We start from the raw sequence: 22,266 nt of genomic DNA on the forward strand, positions 1-22,266 counted from the left end.
ATTATTTCCTTTACAAGCCTGAATGTGATTTTTGCAAACGATGCTGCCGCTAAGAGATTTGATGGTGTTCATAAATTTTGATATCCCGCAGAAGAGCTGTATTCATTTTTCTGTTTCATTGAAAGAACCTCTCTTTGCCAAGGTGGTGCGGCAGGCAGATCTGCCTGGGTAAAAGACGCCGCCGCCCAGAAGTAATAACTTCTATGTCGGGTGGGGATGAAGGGATATATTAAAGTGCGATCGATACAAAACCCGGTCGCCGAAAATATCCCCCGCTAGAGAGCAATGCTAGACCCGTTTCCGTCAATTCTCAACAACTTCCCAAAGCCCGGCGGACCGTTTTCATGATCCTGTCATCGCCGTGAAAGTAAAACCATGTTCCATATTTGGCTGCATTTAGGTTTTCGAGGCTTGCAGCCCTTAGGATCCGAACTGTATCAATATCATCCAGCTGATATTCCCTGATTTTTATTGTGTCTGCTTCGCTTAGAGAGGAATTACCGGTTGTTTGGTAAATAGCCTTTCGTCAATGAGATTGAAGATTGAATAAATGTCCGCACTTCGATCTTTTCTGTTAGGATTGGCGGTGTCATTATTTATTATCACCAGGGCGAACTCGCCAGAATTTTCATTCGTGATGCGCTGGATAATACTGTCACACCCACGCGGGCACATCGAATGAATCAAGCAGCAGTCTAATTTTAGCTTTCGAGTGTCCATATTTGACCTGTTTTGGAAGTGCTCCGCCGCTAGAAGCAATATCCATGTCAGTTGACTGTTTAAGTAATGCATTTACTTTGTCCCCGTGTTTGAACTAGCTTGGATCAAGGCGGCAAATACTCTGCGGAGCGGCTATTTGGGGATCTGTCTATTGTCCAGCAGGGATAATAGCTACGTGCTCGGTCATTTTCAGAAAGATAACCGTCAAAATTTAGCTAGATAGCCGCTAAAAGACACCGTTGTGAATGTGGACCGTATCACCTTTGCTAAATAAGCCACTGCATTCTGTGGAGCTTCTTTCCAGTTGTTCGATCCGTTGTTTGATCGCAAATATCAAGCTGTCAGGCACGCAGGCTGGCTCATCCCCAAATGATACAAGTCCAGTTCCGCCGGGTATCCATTCAAGTACCGACCTGCCCGTTTTCTCTAAATCGACATGGACAAACAAGTAACCTGGGAAATAAAGCTGGACTTGTCGTGCGCGCTGATTTACCGTTTTGAGTCTTTAAACGAAAATCACATTTCGAAGTTACGCAAGTGGGAGACTGCTTCCAAAGCTTGAGATCTTCGTTTCTTAGTTTTGCTGTGAGCCACATACCACTGTTCCATGGATATTGAGTTTCCTTGATGTTGATTGTTTGCACATTACTGCCCGCCATTTTTGCCTGCGCCGGATAATGGCTTGTGCAGGGAATGGAGTTTGGGGATTTTCCTAATTTGGCAGAAGGTTTCCAGTGGTTACTTTCAACACATCTGCCGCTTTGCGAAGATTACTGAGTGATATATCGTTATCATTGAAATTCTTAAAGTTTTCATATTCACCACGCCAGATCTTTATGGCGGTGGGTTCACTGCATCCTCGTTTTCGCATTTCCCCGACAAACTCATCGAATGACATATTTATTTTTTCAGTCATTTGTTGAACGATACCGCTCATATTTGTCCCTTGATTTATATGTTTGCTATGGCAACATGAAAAGAAGTCGTAAACTGAAATCGTAAATTACTGAAGAATTGTTTAATAAATTTTATTTCGAAAGCTATTTGAAAATTGATGCAGACATACTTTACCCCCGTAAATCTTTTTGAATCTTTGATCTTTATTTGAATTATTTTGAGATAAAGTTGAGCTACTCTGTCAGATACACTATACTGCCCCCGGTTTGCTTGAAACCTGTATTCTCACGGAATCAGATCGTCCTTTCGCGGTGCAAACCAATATCCTCGCCCCCAAAGCGTGCGGATGTATTGATGCCCGTGTTTGCCATCCTTGATTTTTTTTCTTAGATAATATATGTAAGGGAGGTTTCGGCTGAGTCATTGACATATAGTTCCCCCCATGCCTCGCGCATCAGTTGGTGATGCGATACGATCTTCCCCTGTTCTCGCGCTAAATATGCCAGCAAGTCATATTCCTTGGGGGAAAGTTCAATAATCTTCCCCTGAAGTTTAACGCTCTTGGATAAAAAATCAATTTCCAGCACAGGATCTGTGTACCCGTTAATATAGGAGGCTTCGCTGTTATTTTGATTGTTTGAACGCCTGAGCAGCGCGCGTATACATTTATAGGTTCCATTCTTGTTAAAACATGACTTTCTTAATCATCCACTCCACATTGAAGCCATGTAATATATCGTTGCATTAGTGCGCGCAGTTAACACATCAAGATTGGCAGGCTGGATAGTTCGCGCAAACGCGAACAAACATTAAATCCATCCATGTCGAGCATCATAATGTCGGGGATGACGATGTCTGGGTGGTGTGTATGCCTGTTTTAGGCCGTCTCCCCTGAATATGCCTGATAGATGAGAGTAGAGGTCAAGGGGTTTTAGAACTGTTTCAACCAGTTTTCCAAGTTCAGGGGTCATCATCAATCACGAGAGTAATTTTTTATTCAATTGATTTTCCCTTCCATCATATTTTGTTGAATAATATTGTACGACTCTAACTTATTGTCTGCAAGTCTCAAAAGGGAGAAATGAAGGATGTGCAAGACATCAGGGCTTGTAGATTTCTTCATGAGTTCAGCATCATTCTATGTGCCAAAAACGCCTCTAAAAAAACTGATAGCCACCCTTCATCCAGTGCAATCCAATATATCTTATTGATCCCATTTTTCATAAAGAATTTTTAATAAGATCAAAACATTTTTTGTATATTATTTCACAAAGTATATCGTAATATGGTGAATTTTTCAAGCATGCTATTTTTATGTGTTAGCGCAAAGTAGTAGAGTCACCTTTGTGCAAAGTTAAAATGTCCCCTTTTGAAGGGAGCAAAAATGGACAAAACACTAACCATGAGCACAAAAGAACTCTCGAGACTAGAAGTCATGCAACGATTGAAAGACAAACGACTGATCCAAAAAGAGGCGGCGACAGTACTTGGTCTGAGTATTCGGCAGATCAAACGACTATGGCAGAAATATCAAAAGCAGGATGCTAAAGGATTGATCAGTAAAAGGCGCGGGAAACCTAGCAACAATCGGATCGAAGCAGGTGTCAGCCAAAAGGCCTTAGACCTGATCAAAAAGAAGTATTCTGATTTTGGACCGACGCTGGCACATGAAAAGTTGTTGGAAATTCATAAAGTACAGCTCTCGCGCGAGAGTGTGCGCAAGATGATGATCGCAGAGGGATTGTGGAAACCCAGACGTGCCAAGAAATCTGCAGTACATCAAATGCGTGAACGGCGGGCCTGTCTTGGTGAGTTGGTCCAGATCGATGGGTCAGATCATGCGTGGTTCGAAGCACGCGGAGAGCGGTGCACCTTGTTGGTCTTCATCGATGATGCGACCGGAAAGTTGTTGGAACTCTTGTTTGTTCATGATGAAACCTTCTTTGCCTACTGCGAAGCATCGCGTCAATATTTTGAACGATCTGGAAAACCAGTGGCTTTCTACAGTGACAAGCATGGGGTCTTTCGGGTGAACATTCAACAACCCCTTGGCGAAGGCCGGGGCATGGGCATGACGCAGTTTGGACGAGCCATGCACGAATTGGATATCCAGATCATTTGCGCCAATTCTCCTCAGGCTAAAGGGCGTGTGGAACGGGCCAATCAGACCTTGCAGGATCGCCTGGTGAAGGAATTACGTCTCCGTAACCTGTCCACCATCGAAGCTGGGAATCAATATCTCTCCGAATTCCGCGAAGATTTCAATCGCCGCTTTGCCGTTCCCCCGCGCAGTACCCATGATGCCCATCGCCCCCTCCTCAAAACGGAAAATCTCGATCTCATTTTGACCCGTCAAGATACCAGGCTGCTTTCCAAGAACTTGACCATCCAGTTCAACAAGATCATTTATCAGATCCAATCCGATCGCCCTGGCTATGCCCTGCGCAATGCTCAAGTTACTGTCTGTGAAAATGCTCAAGGAGTTGTCACGATCCTCTACAAAAATAAATCACTTCCTTACACCATCTTCAAAAAGCTCCCTCATCAAGCCGAGACGGTCGATTCAAAAAACCTCAACCATGTCATTCACGTGCCGATCCCTCCGCCCTCTGATCATCCCTGGCGTTCCTATGGCAAGCCTTTGAACGGCAATCCTATTCAAGTGGTCCTTCCCCATGCCACAGATTCATCCTGATCAGAGATTGAGTTTTTCGCTTTCCAGCCAAAAGCTGGGCAGAAACAAAAAGGGCAGATCCTTGCGGTCTCTGCCCAGCTTATGGCACTCGTGTCAGCGCTCAGGTCGCTCTCCAGCGTTGCCCTATCCTCTGCACAAGTTCCACCAGTCTACCTTCCCTTTCTCACGCCCCTTCGTCAGGGTGACATTTCTACTTTGCAGATAAGGGGACATTTCTACTTTGCATTGACAGCGAAAGTTAATATGTCGTTGCGAGGCAGAGCGGAGCGACAACGAAGCAACCCTCTATTTATTATGAGGCTGCTTCGGCAAAACCAGGAGCGCCTCGCAGCGACATGTATTTAACTAAATAATGCCTTGATATCGTCCTTTGTGAGTGATTTGAAGAAACTGGATTCGTTGGAGATAATGCTCTTTACAAGGGCACGTTTCTTTTCCTGTAGTTGGAGAATCTTCTCTTCGACTGTATCACGCGCGATGATCTTATAGATAAAGACAGGTTTCTTTTGACCGATGCGGTGGGCGCGGTCACTGGCTTGCATTTCAACGGCGGGATTCCACCATGGGTCAAGATGGATGACGTAGTCAGCGGCGGTCAGGTTCAAACCCACGCCGCCCGCCTTCAAGCTGATCAGGAAGAATGGAAAGGATGGGTCGTTCTGGAACAAGTCCACACGCGATTGGCGGTTGGGCGTGCGCCCGTCGAGATAAACATATTTCATGCCGCGCGCATCCAGCTCAAAGCGGATCAACCTTAACGTTTCCACGAACTGTGAGAAGATCAACGCCTTGTGATTTTCAGCTTGCAGGGTTTCCAGTGTTTCAAGCAGGATCTCGAACTTGGGCGCTTCGCCCTTATATGATGAATCGACCAGCGCGGGGTGAATGGCGATCTGCCTCAAGCGCAGCAAACCTTCCAGAATTTTGAAGCGGGCATCGTTCATGCCTTCACTTTCGATCAAGCCGAGCAGTTCGGCGCGATATTTTTCACGGGTCTGTGTGTATAACTTTTTCTGCGCGGGTTCCATATCGGTGTAGACGATGCGCTCGGTGCGCGGCGGCAGTTCAGGCGCGACCTGTTCCTTGGTGCGGCGCAGGATGAATGGGTATACCAGACTGCGCAGCGTTGCCATGGCTTTCTCGTCTCCGCCGCTTTCGATGGGCGTGGCGAAGGCATGTTTGAAATAATCCATGTTGCCAAGCAAGCCGGGGTTCAGGAACGCGAACTGCGACCATAATTCGAAGGTGTTATTTTCAACCGGCGTGCCTGTCATCACAAGGCGGTGATCCGCTTTCAACAACCGCGCCGCTTTCGCACTCTTTGCCAGCGGATTCTTTATAGCCTGTGATTCATCAAGGATGACATGACTGAAATGATAGCCATGCAAAATTTCAACATCGCGCAGCATCGTGCCGTAGGTGGTCAGCACCACATCATAGTCATTGAATACAGATATGTCCTTGTTGCGGAAGTTGCCCATATATTCAAGGAAGCGCAGGCCGGGCGTGAACTTTTCTGATTCCCTTTGCCAGTTGGCAATTAAACTTTTCGGGACGACCAGCAGCGCCGCAGACTCAGCCCTGGACTGCTCCTTCAACGACAGCAGATAGGTCAGCACCTGGACGGTCTTGCCCAGTCCCATGTCGTCGGCGAGGATGCCGCCGAAATTATATTCACGCAAAAAGTGCAGCCAGTCAACGCCGTGTTTTTGATAGGGGCGCAGTTTGCCGACGAACCCTTTGGGGAGCGGTTTTGGCGCGATCCGCTCAAAGGCACGCAGACGCTCACGGCGCTGATCCAGGTCCGAGGGCGGGTGAAGCGCTTCATCTTCTTCGAGCAGTTTATCCAACAGCGGGATGTGAAAATCGCTGACGCGGAATCCGTCCTCGGTTTCCTCCGCCAGATTCCACAGGTGTTTGTATTTCTCCAGCCATTCTTCGGGAATTTGTCCGATGGAGCCATCGGCAAGTTTGATGTAATGCTCCCTGCGTTTGAGCGCCTTGCGGACTTCATGAAATGAGATCTGCTGGTCGCCAAACTCAACCACGGTCTTGAGGTCGAACCAGTCAATGCCTGAGGTGATGCTGACGCGCAAGGTGGCTGTGCTGCGGTTGATCTTACCGAGCTTAAGTTTATCTTCGCCATAAATTTCAAACCCCGCCTGCGTGAGCAGCGGAATGGAATGTAAAAGAAAGTCATACGGATGCGCGCGGGCGCGCAGTTCAAGCGTGCCATAGGGATGTTCTGAATTCGCGCGTTTGAGGCGATAGCTCGGGTCGGTCAGCAGTTGATAGAAATACTCTTCGCGCGCGGGCTGACGGTGAATGCGCACCAGATCCCATGTATCGGCGACGGTCTCGACTGCAACTGATTCATCCTTCGCGAGCGGCAGTTCATAGTCGCCGTAACCGAAGCGCAGGTCGGCGCGTAAAATGTTGTCCTTGTCCGCAGAACTGCTTCGCTGGTCATCGTGCAGGTACAAGCGCGGCGCAGGGTCGGTGTTGACATCCCGCCAGTGCACGAGGTCGCTTTTGATGGGCAGCACCTGCGCGATCTGCGCAAAATATTTTTCGCGGAAGACATCCACCTGTTGGGCGGGGATCATGATCGGGAGTGATGAGAGAACGGAGAGCGCCTGCGCGTTGCTGATTTGCGCGACATGATCGTCCATCAAGACCCAGGTCGGGTTGTTCGTGATCACATCAATTTTTTGTTTGATCAGGGTGAACACGCCGTCGTTTTCAAAACCCGCCTGCAGCGCAAGTTTACTGGCGTCGCTTTGCATGTCGATTTTTATATCCACGGGCCGAGGCAGGAGGTGTAAACGGCGTTCAACTTTATCGGGGAAAAGACTTCCAAGAAAAACGGGCACATCCACTTTCGCCAGCATGGACAGATAGGTGGACATGCCGCTCGAGACCACGCCATACATGCGGCTGATGGTCTGCAGAATATTGAGAAAGGAGATGCCGTCAGACCCGAGATTAAGACAGCCCGCGGGATTCATCTGCTGATGCATGACTTCGCCGACCCTGATCCATTTTGGAGTCGAGTCTAAAAATTTATTGATCTCCTGCGCGGACGGGAGCTTGTTCCCCTGAAGAAGATTCCACTCGCTGGCTTTGATGATAAAGGGTTCGAGAGAATAGGAGGGACGATAGGTGCTGCCATATCCATAACTACCGAACTGCGAGCGAGTCAGTAATACCAGCGCGACATAACGGTTGTGAGTGCTGACCTCCGCGCGCCGCGGGATTAATGAGAGCGTTTCTTTTAATTTATTCTGCCAGTTGCCGCCGGGCTGTAAATTTTGCAGTGAAACATCATCATCTTCCTCTGCTTGACCTCTCAGGTAGTCGCTTAATTCCATCGCGGCGGCGATCATGTGTTTGCAAAAATGATTGCCCGCATATGGACAGTCGCAGTCAAAATGCAGCCTGCCCGTTTTCTGATCGAGTTCGATCTCGACAATGTAATCGCCTGAGTTGCCTTCCACTTCGCAAACGGCGCGGCGGTTGTTGTTGAACAGGCTGATGTCACGCACACGTCCGATCTTATGATAGGTGTATCCGCGCTGGATGGTTTGAGTGTCCGCCTGTTGGTAATAGGGATAGTTATCGAGGAGTTCGGGGGTAAGACTGGGCATGGCAGGTAATTATAGTACAAGCCCCTATTTGAGGATATTTCCTGCTTGTTAAATGTAATCGCTCAGGATGAGGGGGGCATCCTGAGCGATTACAAAGATATTCTATCGAATGTATTTTATTTCGTCAAGGAAAAATCTAGGTTTGGTACCTTAAAAAATGAAGGAATTAAATTTTTTACCAAATTATGCGATCTTTTACAGGGTACGAATTTCCCAAATGAATTGGCTCTGGAATTCAAAAGGTGTATTTAAAGTGCAAACGTCAGGATGAGGGGGGCATCCTGACGTTTGTAAAATTATTTTATCACCTATTTTATTTTATGCAATGGTCATGCCTGGGTATTCATGAAATTCTTACAATTCTCATACACGTCCCATGTGAATTATATTTTCCACCTGATATTGACCTGACAGCCCATACCGGGCTGGGATTTGATGGATAGCTCGGCGCCAATCAATGCGGCGCGCTCGAACATGCCCGCCACCCCAAAATGCTTGTTTGCGAGCAGGCTCGAAATATCCAGCCGCTCCCCCGCCGCAAAGCCGATCCCGTTGTCGCTCACGGTCAGGTTGACCGCACTTTCATTGGCCACACCGCTCAGAATAATTTTTCCCGCCTTCGAATGCTGCAGGGCATTATCCAACGCCTGCTGTGCCAGTCGGTAGAGATGCAGTTCCACGCGTTCATCGAGGCGGACATCTTCACCGAGGATCTCACAGGTCAATGCAATATTCTTCAAGCCGCGATCCTGCACATTCTCGACCATGCCTTCCAACGCGTTGACCAGACCGAATGCCAGCAGGGGCGTGCGCAATCCACTGGTGATCTCGCGGATACGGTTGGCGGTGTATTGATAGGTCTCCAGCAGTTCAGGAGTGGGCTTTGCGTCGACCAGTTGATTGCTTAACTGCGCCATGTGCTGAAGCACATCATCATGCAATTCGGCAGCCAGAGCTGCACGTTCGACTTCCTGACGTTCGATGTCGGACTGATACAGTTCCAACAAGGCCGTGGACTGTTTGATATTAGCAAGCCCGAGCGCTGTCAGATTCGTGATCTGCCGCAGCACGCCGACCTCGTTGACCGCATAGAAGTCATCGGGGTCGCGCCGTCCGAAAAGCATCAGTCCAACGATCTCTTTGTTGAGCATGAGCGGAATGGACACCTTCGCCCAACCCGCGGGCACATCCAGAGTTTGCGGAAGTTGTTCCAGTGTGACGCCAAGTGTGATCAAGGCGTGCAGGTGTTCGCCATTCCATTGCAGCAGGGCGAACTGGCGGATGAGCCAGGAGGGTAGCAGTTCGTTGACGAACAGGCTGCGCAGAGTGGCTTCATCAAGACTGGTGAGGATGCGTTCGGAGTAAGTTTCGAGCAGTTGGTCGGATTGGATGGGCATGCTCAGTACGCGCCATTCGAACCAGCGTTGGAAGGGGGCATAGAACAGCAGGAATGCCAGCGCGCTGACGAAACCCGCGAGCGGGACAGCGACCAGGTTCATGGGTTCCTGCACTGAGATCAAAATAGCGACACCGATTGTGCTGCCAAGCAAGACAACCAGAAAGATGAAGATGACATTGACCACCAGACGATTGGCGCGGAACTGCACCTGCGTGTCATCGCCGCTGGAAGACACAGGATTGCTCAAGGTGGGCAGGATGAGCAACGGGGTCAGATTAATGAACATCATTCCGATCAAAACAAGGAAGAAAAAGTTGGCAAACATTGGAGCAATATCTGCAAAAATAGGTAGAGCAAGTGCATACACCGCGCCAAAAGCAATCCCAATAACGGTAATCCAGGTGTATAGGCGGTACAACCTTTGCATGAACTGATTGGAAACTAGATTATTCTGGAAATACAAAATGAAGAAGTAGAAGCCGGGCAGCGCAGAAATACCCAGCAAGGTCATCGGGACAAAATATTCTCCCTGTTTACGAAAAACAAAGTACAAAACTGATGCTGCAACGATTGGGATGATGAGGAAGAAAAAGAGATTGCGAATATTCCAGGCGAGGCGGCGGAAATCAGGCTGCGTAATAACATGAGCCACTAAAAGAACAACCATGCCGAATATCGCCAATAAAAAGCTGAGCAGATATGTGTCCTGGGGAACCAGTTGGAAGACCTGCGCGATTGCCATAAGGATGCACACAGTATAGAACGCAGTCCAGATCCAGGCGGGCAACGCCTTAAGCTGGCGCGGGAAAATCCAGTGAAAGTGCCAAGTGATGGGCAGCCACAACCAGAAGGCTGCGCGCAGCACATACTGTGAGCCAAAATCATGTTCCCCGGATAAACTGCTGGCAGAGAACCAAAGCGCGATCAAAAAATTAAAAAGTACAAATAAGGTGCGCTGGATGTTGCGCGGGCGCAAAAACAATAAGCCCAAAAGACCGGCCGAATATAAGAAGTAAGGCATGAACCATTGACTGATCAAGCGCGGCAGCAGGGTTGAAAATGTCGGAAATTGCATAACATGATATTTTTCCTGCTCCACCCCATCACGTATCACAATCACAGGTATTTTTTCGCCAGGTTTGTAACCGCGCCATGGATATGGCGCAGCCAGATTATTGCTAAAGTCTTCATACGACTGCTGATTAACACTTTTGACAACATCCCCCATTTTTACTGCCAGAGAATCATCCATCGGCACATTCACTTCCAGGACAACCCCGCTGGTCATATCCACATTGATCCCGGTATACGGCCTGGCAAGAAAAAGATAGGTGGTGTTAGCTATTAAGTAAATCAGCAAAACAATCGGCAGCATATATTCAAATATGTAAAAGAGGCTTTTCTTCATCAACATAGATCTCCTTGCCAAACCTTGAAATCTGAAGCACTAAATAATTTATCACACACTTCGTCTTAATAATAGAGAATTCAGGATAATTATTTTTGGTTTAAAGGGTTGTTCTATGTCATCTATGTCTGGGCAGTTCGAAAATGCCGTCAAAAACATAAAAAGCGAGAAAATACCATCGGAAAGTTATATTGGGTGTTACTTTACACATATCGCCGAAGGCGGAACCAAAGCAGAAAAGAACTGGAAGACGAATGGGGGCTGGATGAAGAGAAACTGCTGAGGATAGAATGCGGCTATGCTTCCGGTGTTCAGGCCTGTTTCATCTTATCGAAAATCTGCACAAAGAATAAATGAGCCTGCTGTTTTGCAGGCTCATGGCAGTATATTATTGATTTACAAAGTTTGTTTTTCAAACTTCTGCGCTTTTTTCTTAATGGATTGTTTGATCTGGGTAATTCTCGGAAGGCACAAGCCAAACTGGGCAGCTATCATTGTTTGTGATACACCATCCTGCATTAGTTCAAGGATCTGTCGTTCACGAAGTGTAAGGGTTGCGACAAAACTTTCAAGCCAATTGATTCTATCAACCGCGTGGTCATCAAACATTATCAACCGACGAACGCAAAATTCATCGTTGTGTTTGATCATATCGTTACGCCAATTTGGGAATTACTTAAAATCAATCTAGAGATTTCGTGAATAAAAGGCTGAGGGTCTTCCCCGGCGACAGGTGTTCCCCTTCAAGGCTGTCACCCCGGTACTTGCATTTTAAGGAAGACCCTCTCGGCAGCGTATCCCCGCTGGCACTGCACAGGTTTCCCCCCTGAACGGAGAAGCGGTTTTATCCGCCGTGATCAGCGTTCACTAACCACGGTCATTATCATCTCAATGCCTGTACAGGTGAATAGGCTGGAAGTTAAAGAACATAGACATTTGTACTCTCTTCTGAAAAAGCCTTGAACACCCGTCCCATTTCGGGTACGCTGTCAGTAAGGAAAATGCATATGCAGCCCAATCGAAAGATCAATGTAGCCATCCTCGACGACCATCAAAGCATTGTGGACGGGTATGTCCACCGCCTCAGCCAAAGCCCGCTGATCGAAGTGGTTGCCACGCTCAACTTTGGCGATCAACTTGAACCCGCGCTCGCGAAATTTCCCACCGATGTGCTGCTGCTCGATATCAGTGTGCCGGTCTCCGCCGAAAATTCAAACGACTATCCCATCCTGTATGTCATTCCCAAACTGATGCAGTTGTACCCGCACATGAACATCCTGGTCATCTCGATGTTCGCCGAACGCGGGCTGATCCGCGGCATCATGGACGCCGGCGCGAACGGCTACATCCTCAAGGACGACCGCAGTACCCTGGTGGACCTCGCCAACGTGGTGCTGACCATCGCCGGCGGCGGAATCCATCTCAGCCAAAAGGCGCACCAACTCTTTCTGAGCGACCAGCTCAATCGGACCGAAACACGCTCAGCCTTCGTCAGTTGGAAGCGCTCTCACTGTGCGCGGCCTTCCCGGATGCGCTGACAACCGAACTATCGAAGGAAATGGCCGTCGCCAATTCCACTTTCCGCAACCTGCTATCGGGTGCATATATCAAACTGAATGTTCGCACACGCACGGCCGCCATTTCGAAGGCGCGCAGCCTGGGGATCATCACCCCGTTCGCGCCCCCCATGCCAAGCGCGGACTGATCCCAGCCGCGAAGTAAATCGTCTTCCTTTTTACATGCAGAGATATTACCCGCCCTTGTATAATACGATCAGATCGTGATTATTCGAGTGGAGGGGGGAAAATTATGAAACCGGGTTCATCGCAAACTGAATATGAATATGAAGAAAACAGACAACTGGCGGGCATCCTATCCATGCTTATCTGGATATCATGGGGCGTGTACCTGGTCGTTCTCGCCACCGCGCTGATCTTCAAAGACTGGAAGTTGACCGCTGCGACGCTGGCTGGCAGCGCCCTGCTGCTTATCCCATTGGAATTGCTCAAGCGTCAGCGTTTGCGCTCCAGCAGTGTGCTCGTTGTATTATTCACCATTGTGACCGTGACGGTCATCGCGACCATTGGACAGGGCATCCGTGATCTTGCCATGCTCGCATTCCCGCTGATCTTTATTTTTGCGGGTCAGGCGTTGAACCGCAACTTTTACTGGCTGTCCATCAGCCTGAGCCTGGCGGCTGTCTGCTGGCTGGCACTGGGCGAAATCTATGGCGGGTTCCTCCCCAAGCCCTTCGAAGGCGGAATATCCACCTGGATCTATCTCATCCTCATCACCTTTATTTTACTGGTGGCTGCAATTGCGGTGGATACGCTGGCAATCAATACGCGGAACTCGCTGGATCAGGCACGGCGGGAAGTTACACAGCGCAAGCATGCCGAAAACGAACTCGCGCTTTCTGAAAGAAAATATCGCACGGTGCATGAAACCATGCGGGATGGATTTTGCAGCGCGGCGATGGACGGCAGCATTCTGGAAAGCAACGAGATCTACAGGACCATGCTGGGATACTCCGAGACCGAGTTGTCTCAACTGACCTATATGGATATCACACCTGAAAAATGGCACGCCCTTGAAGCAGATATTTTAGAGAATCAGGTCTTAAAGCGCGGACACTCCACAGTCTATCAAAAGGAATACAGAAAAAAAGACGGCACGCTTTTTCCGGTGGAATTACAAACCGTTCTGCTGCGCGGTGAGGATGGCAGCCCGTGCGGGATGTGGGCGGTCGTACGCGATATCACCGAGCGTAAACTGGCAGAGGAACATCTCAAGAGAAGCGAAGCCATGCTCAAAGAAATGGGGATCACAGCCAAGGTCGGCGCATGGAAAGTTGACCTGGGTTCAATGGAGCAGACATGGACGGAAGAGATATATCTGACCCTTGAAGTGGATGGATCCCATCATCCCAGTGTCGGAAAGGGGATCGAATTCTTTGCGCCCGCATCCAGACCCGTCATTGAAAAAGCCTTTCAGCGCGCCGTGGAACATAACGAGCCTTTTGACCTTGAATTGGAATTCATATCTGCCAAGGGAACTCACAAGTGGGTACATATCATTGGCAGGCGGGATATTGAAAATAACGATATCCATGGAATATTTCAAGACATTACCGAACGGGCGCAGGCGCAGGCCGCCCTGCGGGACAGTGAATATTTTGTCAAAGGCATATTAGACTCGCTCACAGCCCATATCGCGGTGCTGGATGACAAAGGGGTGATCGTGGCGGTTAATGAAGCCTGGAGGAAATTTGCGAAGGAGAACAACAGCCCGCAGTCTACTGATTATTTGGGTATCAATTATCTGAATGTCTGCCAGTCTGCGATGCGGCAGGGCGAATCGGTCGCGGATCAGGTTGACCTGGGCATTCGCGCCGTATTGAACGGAACGCGCTCTCAATTCACTACTGAGTATCCATGCGATTCCCCCACCCAGCAGCGCTGGTTCTGCATGACGGTGGTTCCGCAGCATCGTCCGCGCCGGGGTGTGATCGTTATCCATGAGGATATTACCGAGCGTAAGCAGGGGCAACAATCGCTGCAATCGCTCAACATTGCCTTGCAGACTTCCCTTGTCCGCGAGAAGGAACTGGCGCGTACCGATCAACTCACCGGTATAAAGAATCGCCGTCATCTGTTTGAGTGTGCCGAACACGAGTTCGAGGTGGCCGCGCGTTATCAGAAGCCCCTGTCTGTATTGATGTTCGATATTGATCATTTTAAAAAGGTCAATGACGCCTTCGGCCACGCGATCGGCGACCAGATGCTTCAGGCGCTTACAGCGGTCACCCGTAATTGTCTGCGAACCGCGGATGTCATCGGGCGCTATGGCGGTGAGGAATTCATCATCCTGATGCCGATGACGAAGGCAGAAAAGGCATACGTGCTGGCGGAGCGCATCCGCGAAGACGTATCAGCGCTGTCCCTGGCCAGGCCAAACGGGATTGTGCGTATTACACTCAGCATCGGCATTGTTGAAATACGCCCGTCCGAGTCCGTCGAAGATGTATTTCGCCGCGCAGACAATGCCATGTACACAGCCAAGCAAAATGGACGTAATCGTACAGAAGTCGGAGACAGCCAGCAAGGATTGATCCCCGCTAATCAATTGAGCGACCCGTCAAAGGATCTAACTTGAATCTGTCAATTTGGGGAATAATACCCAGCGGTGTGGTACTGGTTATAAATGAAAAGCGGGACAGGTCATAAAGCCTGCCACGCTTTTCCATATACAAAATAGTTAATGCCAATCATGGATAACGAAAGTATGTCATGCTGAGGGGCGGTTTTTCCTGTCCCGAAGCATCTCTACCAAGTCATATCCAGGACCTTTCGTCACTGACAAACGCTCCCTCAGGGTGACATGATGGTGGTTTTGGCTTATCCACTATTCGCGTTTATTAGCAACAATATCGCAGGAAAACAAGAAATGCGATTAAGTTATTTTTTGTTTTCCTCCAGCCATTTCTTAATGACTTCAGCGATCATGGCAGGGTCTTCTTCAGACAATTTGGTTACGATTCGAGCCAGTTGTTCATCCTGCGATTTGATGTCGCTTTGTTTTTTTACAACTGGATCTTCTTTATCAACCTTTTCCGGCGGCAATTTATCTTTTGGATTCATGATCTTTTCCTTTTCTAATTTCGACCTGATTATACTTTTATGATCGCGTTCCCGGCAATAAGCGGTTTTGAAAGGCGACCAATTAAATTACGCCCCGGCATTTTGCGCTAAAATCAAGAACAGTCTGGAATCAAACAGACTCCAAAATAAAAACCAATAAGGTAATGTATCAATGTCCATTGATACCGCCCCGTCCCAAGGCCGCCCTAGCGATGTAATCTCAAGGGAACACAATATTTGGTATTGGCGAGGCTGGTATGGGGATGCCGATTAGTAACAGATCCCAGGCGATTCAGAACAGGACAAGTTTAATGCCTTGCTTACGCATAAAGATGCTTGTTGTTACAAAATAATTGTTCGTGGAATGTAAAAAAATATTCTTACCAACCCTGCCTTATGTCATTAGAGACCCTCTTTTCCCCTTACCGAATCTGCCCCATCGGCGCGCACATTGACCATCAAGGCGGTGAGGTTTTGGGGCGTACCATTAAGCTAGGTACCACACTCGAATATCAACCGCTTGACTCCAAAGAAATTCGCATTACGAGCGAACATTTTGGCAAAGCAAAATTCGTCATTGGTACCCTTGATAAAACTCACTGGATACGCTATGCCCAGGCGGCGGCGCGGGTCCTAAATCCCAAACGCGGCATGAAAGCGCATGTGACGGGTTCGCTCATCGGTTCGGGGCTGAGTTCATCCGCTTCGGTGGGGCTGGCATATCTAAAGGCGCTGGCTGATGTGAATGATATTGAACTTTCCAATGAGCAGCTCGTTCATTTGGATTTTGAATTGGAACACGACCAACTCGGATTGCAAAATGGATTACTTGATCCCATGAGTATTATCTATGGGAAGAAGAATGCGCTTCTTTTCATGGACACGGTAACTGGTTCTGTTTTCCCGGTCATTGACCCACCCTCGAACGACTCCGCCTGGGTCGTGGCATATTCAGGCCTCTCGCGCGAACTCACTAAAAGCGGATTTAATGTCCGTGTGGCGGAATGTCACGAAGCGGCAGCTTTTTTGCAAAAAGGTGCCTGGAAGCTGGGCGATGTCCCGCAGGAAATTTTCGAGGCGAAGAAATTTTCCCTGCCTGAAAATATCCGCAAACGGGCGGATCACTTTTTCAGCGAAGTTGAACGTGTCCACCTAGGCAGACAGGCTTGGGCGGAGTCAGATGCGGCGCGTTTTGGTCAGTTGATGAATCAATCTTGCGCGTCATCCATCAGGAATTACAAATCAGGCAGTGATGTATTAATCCAATTACATGAAATTGTCAGCAGTACAAGCGGCGTCTATGGCAGTCGTTTCAGCGGCGGCGGCTATGGCGGGTGCGTGGTCGCGCTGGCAGAACGAGACCTGGCAGAAACTGCCTGCAAGAAGATCGCGGAGAAGTATTCTGCCATTCACCCTGAGTTGCCATCACAAGTTTTTGTCGCAGAAACGGGAGATGGTTTGCAATGATTCGCTCCGCGGTTTTACTCGCGGCAGGGCGTGGTAAACGTCAACGTCCGCATACCGATGTCGTACCCAAGCCGCTGCTCGAAGTGAATGGACGCCCTACATTGAATTTTGTTTTGCGCGCAGTGGCAAAGGCTGGCGTGGAGCGGGTTTGCATTGTGACAAACCATTTGGAAGAAAAAATCTTTGAGTATGTTGGCGATGGATCGAAATGGAATCTCTCCGCAATTTTTGCTCATCAATCTGAATTGCGCGGCAATGGCGATGCGCTGATGTCCGTGCCGCAGAGTTGGATTTGGGATGAGCCTGTGATGGTCGTGGCAACGGATTACATTTTGAAGGAAGAATCTCTGCTTGAGCTTGTACAGGCACAGGAGAAACATCAGGCAGAGATCGTAATGAGCCTGAAGGAATGTCCAGTTGAAGAACTCGCCGCCCGCTCCAGTGTGGACGTCGACTCAAATTGGCGCGTGAAACGAATTATCGAGAAACCAAAACGGGAAGAGATCATCGAGCCCATACGCAGCTTCGATTTTATTTATCCTGCCGCCGCAAATTTGGGCATACCTGCCGCAGGTCATGCCTTCGGAGCGCGGTGAGATCGAGATGCAAGCCGCAATTGACAGGATGATCCAGGATGGCTTTAAAGCAGTTGGGGTATTGCAGTCAGCGCCAGAAGAGTGGCGACCGCCTTTATTTTAATTTTTCCTTTAACCACTCAAATGCAGCCGACTGCATCTCGAGGTCAAATTTATGCGGGCCGGGGTAGAACTGCCCAACATATGCATCGGGTTTTCCAACATTCCAATAATGATTTTGTAAACGCATGTGTGCTTCCCGCATCCCATCCTCTGTAAATAGCTCATCTTGTATATTATATTGAACCAGCAGGGGATGGAGCACGGGAAGCGGCGATATCGGGCCAGTCACCATGCCGTGACCACCAAAGGGAAATAACATCCATGTGTGTGACATGTTATGGTCGAGCAATGCTGGGTATGTGGTCATCAAACCAATAATGACCGCGGCTCGAATACTTTCATGTGTGGCATTTAACAAAGCCACCCGATTTCCTCCTCCCGATAAACCAATGCATCCAATGCTTTTTGGATCCACGTCCGCGCGGGAGCGCAGGTAATTCAAGGCAACGCGATCTTCGAAGGAAACGACCCCGGCCATGTTGGTGCCAAGAATATTACAATACTTCGAAACCCAATGCTCGTGAAAATAGGCGGCAGTGTTATAAAATTCAACTTCATCTGATATTTGGCTCATTCGCAATAGGTCGGTTGTTTTGCTGCCCATCGTTTCCATCATGGTCTCCAAAGGAAAACGGCGGCTGCCCCATAGGAATACATCGTGAACCAGTACAACAAATCCTTCGCGCGCCAGGGCATTGGCATAAGCTCGCCCGCTGTATGGGATTTGACGGAAGTCACTTAATATGGGCAGGGTCTTTTCGGGACCATCGGCGATTTTTTCTTTTCCATAAAATTTGAAATCACTATGGTCGTGCAGGGCAACGATCCCAGGAATTGATCCTTTTGCGTTCGCTGTCTTAAGTACATAAGCATGAGTGCGCGGCCCATACCCAACTGACCAGGAAACTTCTTCTCCGACAATCCCATCCTTCTCCCACTTGCTTTCAATCTTTACTTCCAGTGGGTTTTCCTCCTCGTGACAAAATCCCAACACATCAAATATTAATGATCGAGTTTGCGGTCCAGGGACAGCTATTGGATAAATGGATTGTTGCCGGCGTGCCGCATCAACCCAGTCGCTGAAAACACCAAGATGCTGATAATGTTCAAGCATAAATTTTCTCCTTATGCAATTTCAAGAGATTATACAACCAGCGTTTTCATATAGTGGTGGTATCATCGCCTTATGATCACTGCCACCGCCATTGCCCATCCAAATATTGCCTTTATTAAATATTGGGGGAACCGCGACAACGAATTGCGCCTCCCATCAAATGGCTCCATCTCAATGAATTTGGATGGGTTATTCACACGCACAACTGTCAGTTTTCAGCCATCGCTTCCATTCGACGAGTTGATCATCAACGGGCGCGAGGTGACGGGGAAGGGCTTGAGCCGTGTGTCCTATATCCTTGATCTCGCGCGAGAAATGGCTGGAATTAATTTGAACGCGGAAGTGATGAGCGAGAATAATTTTCCCGCCGGCGCCGGGATCGCGTCTTCGGCGGCGGCGTTCTCGGCGCTCGCGCTCGCCGCGTCCCGCGCCGTCGGTTTGACACTGACCGAAGCGCAGTTATCGCGGCTCGCGCGGCGCGGATCTGGTTCAGCATCACGTTCGATCCCGCCGGGATTTGTCGAATGGAAGATGGGCACGGGCGATGACGATTCTATTGCGGAATCCATCGCGCCTCCCGAACATTGGAATCTGGTGGACTGCGTCGCGGTTGTCAACGCGGCGCACAAAAAGACCGGTTCCACGGAAGGTCACGCCATCGCAGGGACCAGCCCGCTGCAAAACGCGCGCCTCGAAGATACACCGCGCAGGCTGGACATCTGCCGCAGCGCGATCTTGAACAAAGACTTTGAAACCTTCGCAAATATCATCGAACTTGATTCGGATATCATGCATTCCGTGATGATGACATCCAATCCGCCATTAATGTATTGGCAAGCCGCGACGGTCGGGATCTTTCATGCGGTGCGCGAGTGGCGCGCAAGCGGGCTGCCTGTTGGGTACACAGTGGATGCCGGGGCGAATGTCCATGTACTGTGTTTGGGAGATCATGCCCGGGAGGTCGAGAAGCGTTTGCGTGAAATGCCCGGCGTGAGCAATGTGCTTATAGCGGGAGTCGGCGGAGCGGCGAAGATCGTGTAATCTGTCAAACTGCGGATCAATCAGTTTTCAGCGGGCGGGAAGCGCTGGATTCATCTAATAAAACTTTAACTTAGCCCAATCCATTTGAAGATATAATCCCTTTACTGCACAAATTGTGTGGGAAAGGATTAAATAATGGTACCTGATTTTGTTTCGTTGATCATATTCCTGCTCGCGTTGGGCGGGATGATATTTGTACATGAACTCGGTCACTTCATTGCCGCGCGCTGGGCAGGGATCGAAGTGGAAGAGTTCGGCCTGGGTCTGCCTTCTTATAAGATCGCGACTCTTTTTAAATGGCAGGGAACTGAATTCACGATCCACGCCTTGCTGCTTGGCGGTTTCATCCGTCCCAAAGGTGAGAATGACCCGAATGTGCCGGGCGGACTCGCCTCTGCCAACCCGTGGAAACGCCTGGTGGTGTTGTTCGCCGGTCCGTTGATGAATTTGCTGACCGCCATCGTGGTGTTCTCCTTCCTGATCGGCTCTGAAGGCGTTCCCGTGCGCGGGTCGATCAAGATCGACTCAGTCGCTGCCAACTCTCCCGCCGAACAAGCCAATATTCAAGCCGGCGATATTCTGCTTTCCATCAACGGTCAAAGTGTGACCGAAGTTGAACCTGCCATCGCGCTGATCAAAGAGAATCTCGACCAGCCCGTTGAAATGGTATTCGACCGCAGCGGTGAACAGGTCACCCTGACAGCCACCCCCCTCTCAACACGAAAAGCATCTGAAGGCGCTCTTGGCGTTGGATTGGGCTATCCAACCAGACCAGCCACATTCATAGAGAGCGTTTCAGGCGGCTTCACAGTAACAGGGATTCAAGCCGCGACCATTGTGTACCTGCCCGTGGCGTTGATCCGCGGCGCGATCGCGCCCGAAGATGCGCGCTTCATTGGCTTCAAAGGCATCTTTGATATGTTCAATGTCGCGGTCAAGGAAGATGTATCCACCCGCCAGGAAGCTGCCACCATCCCGCCAGACGCAACGACCCCGGCGCCCAGACCCACCAACTGGACACTTAACCTGATCGGTGTGCTTAGCATTTCACTGGGCGTCATGAATCTCTTCCCCATCCCCGCGCTCGATGGCGGACGAATCCTCTTTACGCTTCCTGAGATCCTCTTCCGTAAGCGCATCCCGGCCAACTGGGAAAACACGGTTAACGGCATCGCCATGCTGCTGCTCATTGGTCTGATGCTCTTCGTCAACGTGATGGATTTCGTCAACCCTGTTCAAATTCCGACCCCTTAACTTATGGCAGAAACCTTAACCTTTCAATCCGTTCTCGATCACCTGCTGGATTCCAAGAAGGATATTCCGCAGACACACCTGAAACTATATTCGGATCTCGACCCGAAGTCATTGCGCCTCTTCATGGATGTATGGTCGAGCGTCAAACCCGCCCGAAAACTGCTCCTGCTCGACGGGCTTTTATCTCAATTTGAATCGGACAACATCGTCTCCTACGAAGCGATCGGGCGCGCGTTATTAAATGATCTGGATGGAGAGGTGCGCGCGCGCGCCATCCGCCTGCTCGCCGAATCACAAGACCCGAAGCTGGTTGAAAAATTAACTGACATTCTCTTGACCGATTTCGATCTCGCTCCGCGTTTGGAAGCCGCGTTCCTGATCGGAGAGTTCATCCTGTTGGGCGAACTGGAAGCGATCAAAGCGGAATTGCAGCGTCTCGCCGAAGACGCGTTGATCCAGATCATCAGAAGCAACGAAGATCCCTCTTTGCGCAAAGCCTGTCTTGAAGCGCTAGGATATTCCTCGCGGCCTGAGATCGTTAATTTGATCGAAGCCGCCTTTCAACGCGAAGACCCGACCTGGGTCGCCACCGCCCTGCTGGCCATGGGACGCTCCCACGATGAACGCTGGAACAGTGATGTGATCAGCATGTTATTGGATGAAGAACCGCTGATCCAGGCCGCCGCCGCGCAAGCCGCGGGCGAACTGTCCATTCAAGAAGCTGGTCCCATTCTATTGAAACTGCTGGAAGATGAAGATGTGGATGACAACGTAGTCACCGCAGCCATATGGTCACTCTCGCAGATCGGCGGCGAGGATGCGCGCATTTATCTGGTCAATTTAATTGAGCAGACCGAAGATGAAGACCTGGTCGAGTACCTAGAAGATGCGCTGGAAAATCTGGAATTCCACGAAGAGTTGAACAAGTTCGATCTGCTCGCCCTCGACCTGGATGAAGATGATGTGGAAGAGATCGACCTTGAAGAAATGGATGAGCTTGACGAGATCTGGATGAAGACGAAAAGTAACACATATCATAATTTCTGAAACACTCTTGCAACAACATGCGTATTAAAACAAAAAAGCCTTCCAAAATGGAAGGCTTTTTTGTGACATATGACAGGTGACGAGAACGACTAACAAAAGTAAACTGAAAAAGCAATAAAGGTAAGCTCAACTTTAGTGGGAAATAAAACCCAACCTAAGATTATATATTTTGATTATTGAGCACCCGAATCTAAAGAAATTAGGATACAAAGGGATAAGGAAGGTATGAACAAAAATAT

At 49.2% G+C, this 22,266-nt stretch carries 16 protein-coding genes; 9 read left to right on the forward strand and 7 right to left on the reverse strand.

The features are described 5' to 3' along the window. Positions 1 to 1,432: 1,432 nt before the first annotated feature. Positions 1,433 to 1,636, reverse strand: a complete 204-nt coding sequence (locus IPL17_RS11580; protein ID WP_345307246.1) for a hypothetical protein — start codon at positions 1,634 to 1,636, stop codon at positions 1,433 to 1,435. Positions 1,637 to 2,003: 367 nt separating this feature from the next. Then, on the reverse strand, positions 2,004 to 2,204 hold the full coding sequence (locus IPL17_RS11585; RefSeq protein WP_345307247.1) for a winged helix-turn-helix domain-containing protein: 201 nt from the start codon (positions 2,202 to 2,204) through the stop codon (positions 2,004 to 2,006). Between the two features lie 797 nt (positions 2,205 to 3,001). Between IPL17_RS11585 and IPL17_RS11590 the strand changes: the two genes are divergently transcribed. Next, a complete protein-coding gene (locus IPL17_RS11590) occupies positions 3,002 to 4,312 on the forward strand; it encodes an ISNCY family transposase (protein WP_345307248.1) in 1,311 nt (436 codons plus the stop codon). Positions 4,313 to 4,653: 341 nt separating this feature from the next. Here the strand turns inward: IPL17_RS11590 and IPL17_RS11595 are convergent, their stop codons facing one another. From IPL17_RS11595 to IPL17_RS11605, 3 genes are all read right to left on the reverse strand, one after another. Beyond that, the gene (locus tag IPL17_RS11595; protein ID WP_345307249.1) at positions 4,654 to 7,959 is read right to left on the reverse strand and encodes a DEAD/DEAH box helicase; all 3,306 of its coding nucleotides are present in this window, start codon (positions 7,957 to 7,959) and stop codon (positions 4,654 to 4,656) included. A 383-nt stretch (positions 7,960 to 8,342) separates the two neighbouring features. Continuing rightward, positions 8,343 to 10,766 (reverse strand): ATP-binding protein, encoded by a 2,424-nt coding sequence (locus IPL17_RS11600; protein ID WP_345307250.1) that lies wholly within the window; start codon positions 10,764 to 10,766, stop codon positions 8,343 to 8,345. Between the two features lie 396 nt (positions 10,767 to 11,162). Then, positions 11,163 to 11,417, reverse strand: coding sequence for a hypothetical protein (locus tag IPL17_RS11605; protein WP_345307251.1), 255 nt, complete (start codon positions 11,415 to 11,417; stop codon positions 11,163 to 11,165). 356 nt (positions 11,418 to 11,773) lie between these two features. Here IPL17_RS11605 and IPL17_RS11610 point away from each other — a divergent pair, with 356 nt between their 5' ends. From IPL17_RS11610 to IPL17_RS11620, 3 genes are all read left to right on the forward strand, one after another. Then, the gene (locus IPL17_RS11610) at positions 11,774 to 12,304 is read left to right on the forward strand and encodes a response regulator transcription factor (protein ID WP_345307252.1); all 531 of its coding nucleotides are present in this window, start codon (positions 11,774 to 11,776) and stop codon (positions 12,302 to 12,304) included. 20 nt (positions 12,305 to 12,324) lie between these two features. After that, on the forward strand, positions 12,325 to 12,471 hold the full coding sequence (locus IPL17_RS11615; protein ID WP_345307253.1) for a hypothetical protein: 147 nt from the start codon (positions 12,325 to 12,327) through the stop codon (positions 12,469 to 12,471). 104 nt (positions 12,472 to 12,575) lie between these two features. Next, complete coding sequence (locus tag IPL17_RS11620) at positions 12,576 to 14,921, forward strand: diguanylate cyclase (protein ID WP_345307254.1); 2,346 nt, start codon at positions 12,576 to 12,578, stop codon at positions 14,919 to 14,921. A 302-nt stretch (positions 14,922 to 15,223) separates the two neighbouring features. Here IPL17_RS11620 and IPL17_RS11625 read toward each other — a convergent pair whose 3' ends face one another. Next, positions 15,224 to 15,406 (reverse strand): hypothetical protein, encoded by a 183-nt coding sequence (locus tag IPL17_RS11625; RefSeq protein WP_345307255.1) that lies wholly within the window; start codon positions 15,404 to 15,406, stop codon positions 15,224 to 15,226. Positions 15,407 to 15,802: 396 nt separating this feature from the next. Here IPL17_RS11625 and IPL17_RS11630 point away from each other — a divergent pair, with 396 nt between their 5' ends. After that, on the forward strand, positions 15,803 to 16,873 hold the full coding sequence (locus IPL17_RS11630; RefSeq protein WP_345307256.1) for a galactokinase family protein: 1,071 nt from the start codon (positions 15,803 to 15,805) through the stop codon (positions 16,871 to 16,873). Beyond that, positions 16,870 to 17,469: a nucleotidyltransferase family protein gene (locus IPL17_RS11635; RefSeq protein WP_345307257.1), complete on the forward strand. Its 600-nt coding sequence runs from the start codon at positions 16,870 to 16,872 to the stop codon at positions 17,467 to 17,469. Before IPL17_RS11630 ends, IPL17_RS11635 begins: the two co-directional genes overlap by 4 nt. Before the next feature lie 94 nt (positions 17,470 to 17,563). On the opposite strand, the gene IPL17_RS11640 is transcribed toward IPL17_RS11635, so the two are convergent. Continuing rightward, entirely contained in the window at positions 17,564 to 18,685 is a 1,122-nt protein-coding gene (locus IPL17_RS11640) for a hypothetical protein (RefSeq protein WP_345307258.1), read from the reverse strand. Positions 18,686 to 18,757: 72 nt separating this feature from the next. Here IPL17_RS11640 and mvaD point away from each other — a divergent pair, with 72 nt between their 5' ends. The 3 genes from mvaD to IPL17_RS11655 all read left to right on the forward strand — a co-directional run bounded on the left by mvaD (position 18,758) and on the right by IPL17_RS11655 (position 22,027). Next, positions 18,758 to 19,726, forward strand: coding sequence for a diphosphomevalonate decarboxylase (mvaD, locus tag IPL17_RS11645; RefSeq protein WP_345307259.1), 969 nt, complete (start codon positions 18,758 to 18,760; stop codon positions 19,724 to 19,726). Positions 19,727 to 19,861: 135 nt separating this feature from the next. Further along, the gene (locus IPL17_RS11650) at positions 19,862 to 20,980 is read left to right on the forward strand and encodes a M50 family metallopeptidase (protein WP_345307260.1); all 1,119 of its coding nucleotides are present in this window, start codon (positions 19,862 to 19,864) and stop codon (positions 20,978 to 20,980) included. Positions 20,981 to 20,983: 3 nt separating this feature from the next. Next, on the forward strand, positions 20,984 to 22,027 hold the full coding sequence (locus tag IPL17_RS11655) for a HEAT repeat domain-containing protein (RefSeq protein WP_345307261.1): 1,044 nt from the start codon (positions 20,984 to 20,986) through the stop codon (positions 22,025 to 22,027). The last annotated feature ends 239 nt before the right edge of the window (positions 22,028 to 22,266 follow it).

Source organism: Candidatus Villigracilis saccharophilus (assembly GCF_016711665.1).

What these genes read in the sequence shown, in the direction of transcription:
- IPL17_RS11615 (WP_345307253.1), top strand. Translation starts at nt 12,325, where the DNA reads ATGGCCGTCGCCAATTCCACTTTCCGCAACCTGCTATCGGGTGCATAT.
- IPL17_RS11620 (WP_345307254.1), top strand. Translation starts at nt 12,576, where the DNA reads ATGAAACCGGGTTCATCGCAAACTGAATATGAATATGAAGAAAACAGA.
- IPL17_RS11630 (WP_345307256.1), top strand. Translation starts at nt 15,803, where the DNA reads ATGTCATTAGAGACCCTCTTTTCCCCTTACCGAATCTGCCCCATCGGC.
- IPL17_RS11595 (WP_345307249.1), bottom strand. Translation starts at nt 7,959, where the DNA reads ATGCCCAGTCTTACCCCCGAACTCCTCGATAACTATCCCTATTACCAA.
- IPL17_RS11610 (WP_345307252.1), top strand. Translation starts at nt 11,774, where the DNA reads ATGCAGCCCAATCGAAAGATCAATGTAGCCATCCTCGACGACCATCAA.
- mvaD (WP_345307259.1), top strand. Translation starts at nt 18,758, where the DNA reads ATGATCACTGCCACCGCCATTGCCCATCCAAATATTGCCTTTATTAAA.
- IPL17_RS11640 (WP_345307258.1), bottom strand. Translation starts at nt 18,685, where the DNA reads ATGCTTGAACATTATCAGCATCTTGGTGTTTTCAGCGACTGGGTTGAT.
- IPL17_RS11655 (WP_345307261.1), top strand. Translation starts at nt 20,984, where the DNA reads ATGGCAGAAACCTTAACCTTTCAATCCGTTCTCGATCACCTGCTGGAT.
- IPL17_RS11590 (WP_345307248.1), top strand. Translation starts at nt 3,002, where the DNA reads ATGGACAAAACACTAACCATGAGCACAAAAGAACTCTCGAGACTAGAA.
- IPL17_RS11605 (WP_345307251.1), bottom strand. Translation starts at nt 11,417, where the DNA reads ATGATCAAACACAACGATGAATTTTGCGTTCGTCGGTTGATAATGTTT.
- IPL17_RS11625 (WP_345307255.1), bottom strand. Translation starts at nt 15,406, where the DNA reads ATGAATCCAAAAGATAAATTGCCGCCGGAAAAGGTTGATAAAGAAGAT.
- IPL17_RS11650 (WP_345307260.1), top strand. Translation starts at nt 19,862, where the DNA reads ATGGTACCTGATTTTGTTTCGTTGATCATATTCCTGCTCGCGTTGGGC.
- IPL17_RS11600 (WP_345307250.1), bottom strand. Translation starts at nt 10,766, where the DNA reads ATGAAGAAAAGCCTCTTTTACATATTTGAATATATGCTGCCGATTGTT.
- IPL17_RS11635 (WP_345307257.1), top strand. Translation starts at nt 16,870, where the DNA reads ATGATTCGCTCCGCGGTTTTACTCGCGGCAGGGCGTGGTAAACGTCAA.
- IPL17_RS11580 (WP_345307246.1), bottom strand. Translation starts at nt 1,636, where the DNA reads ATGACTGAAAAAATAAATATGTCATTCGATGAGTTTGTCGGGGAAATG.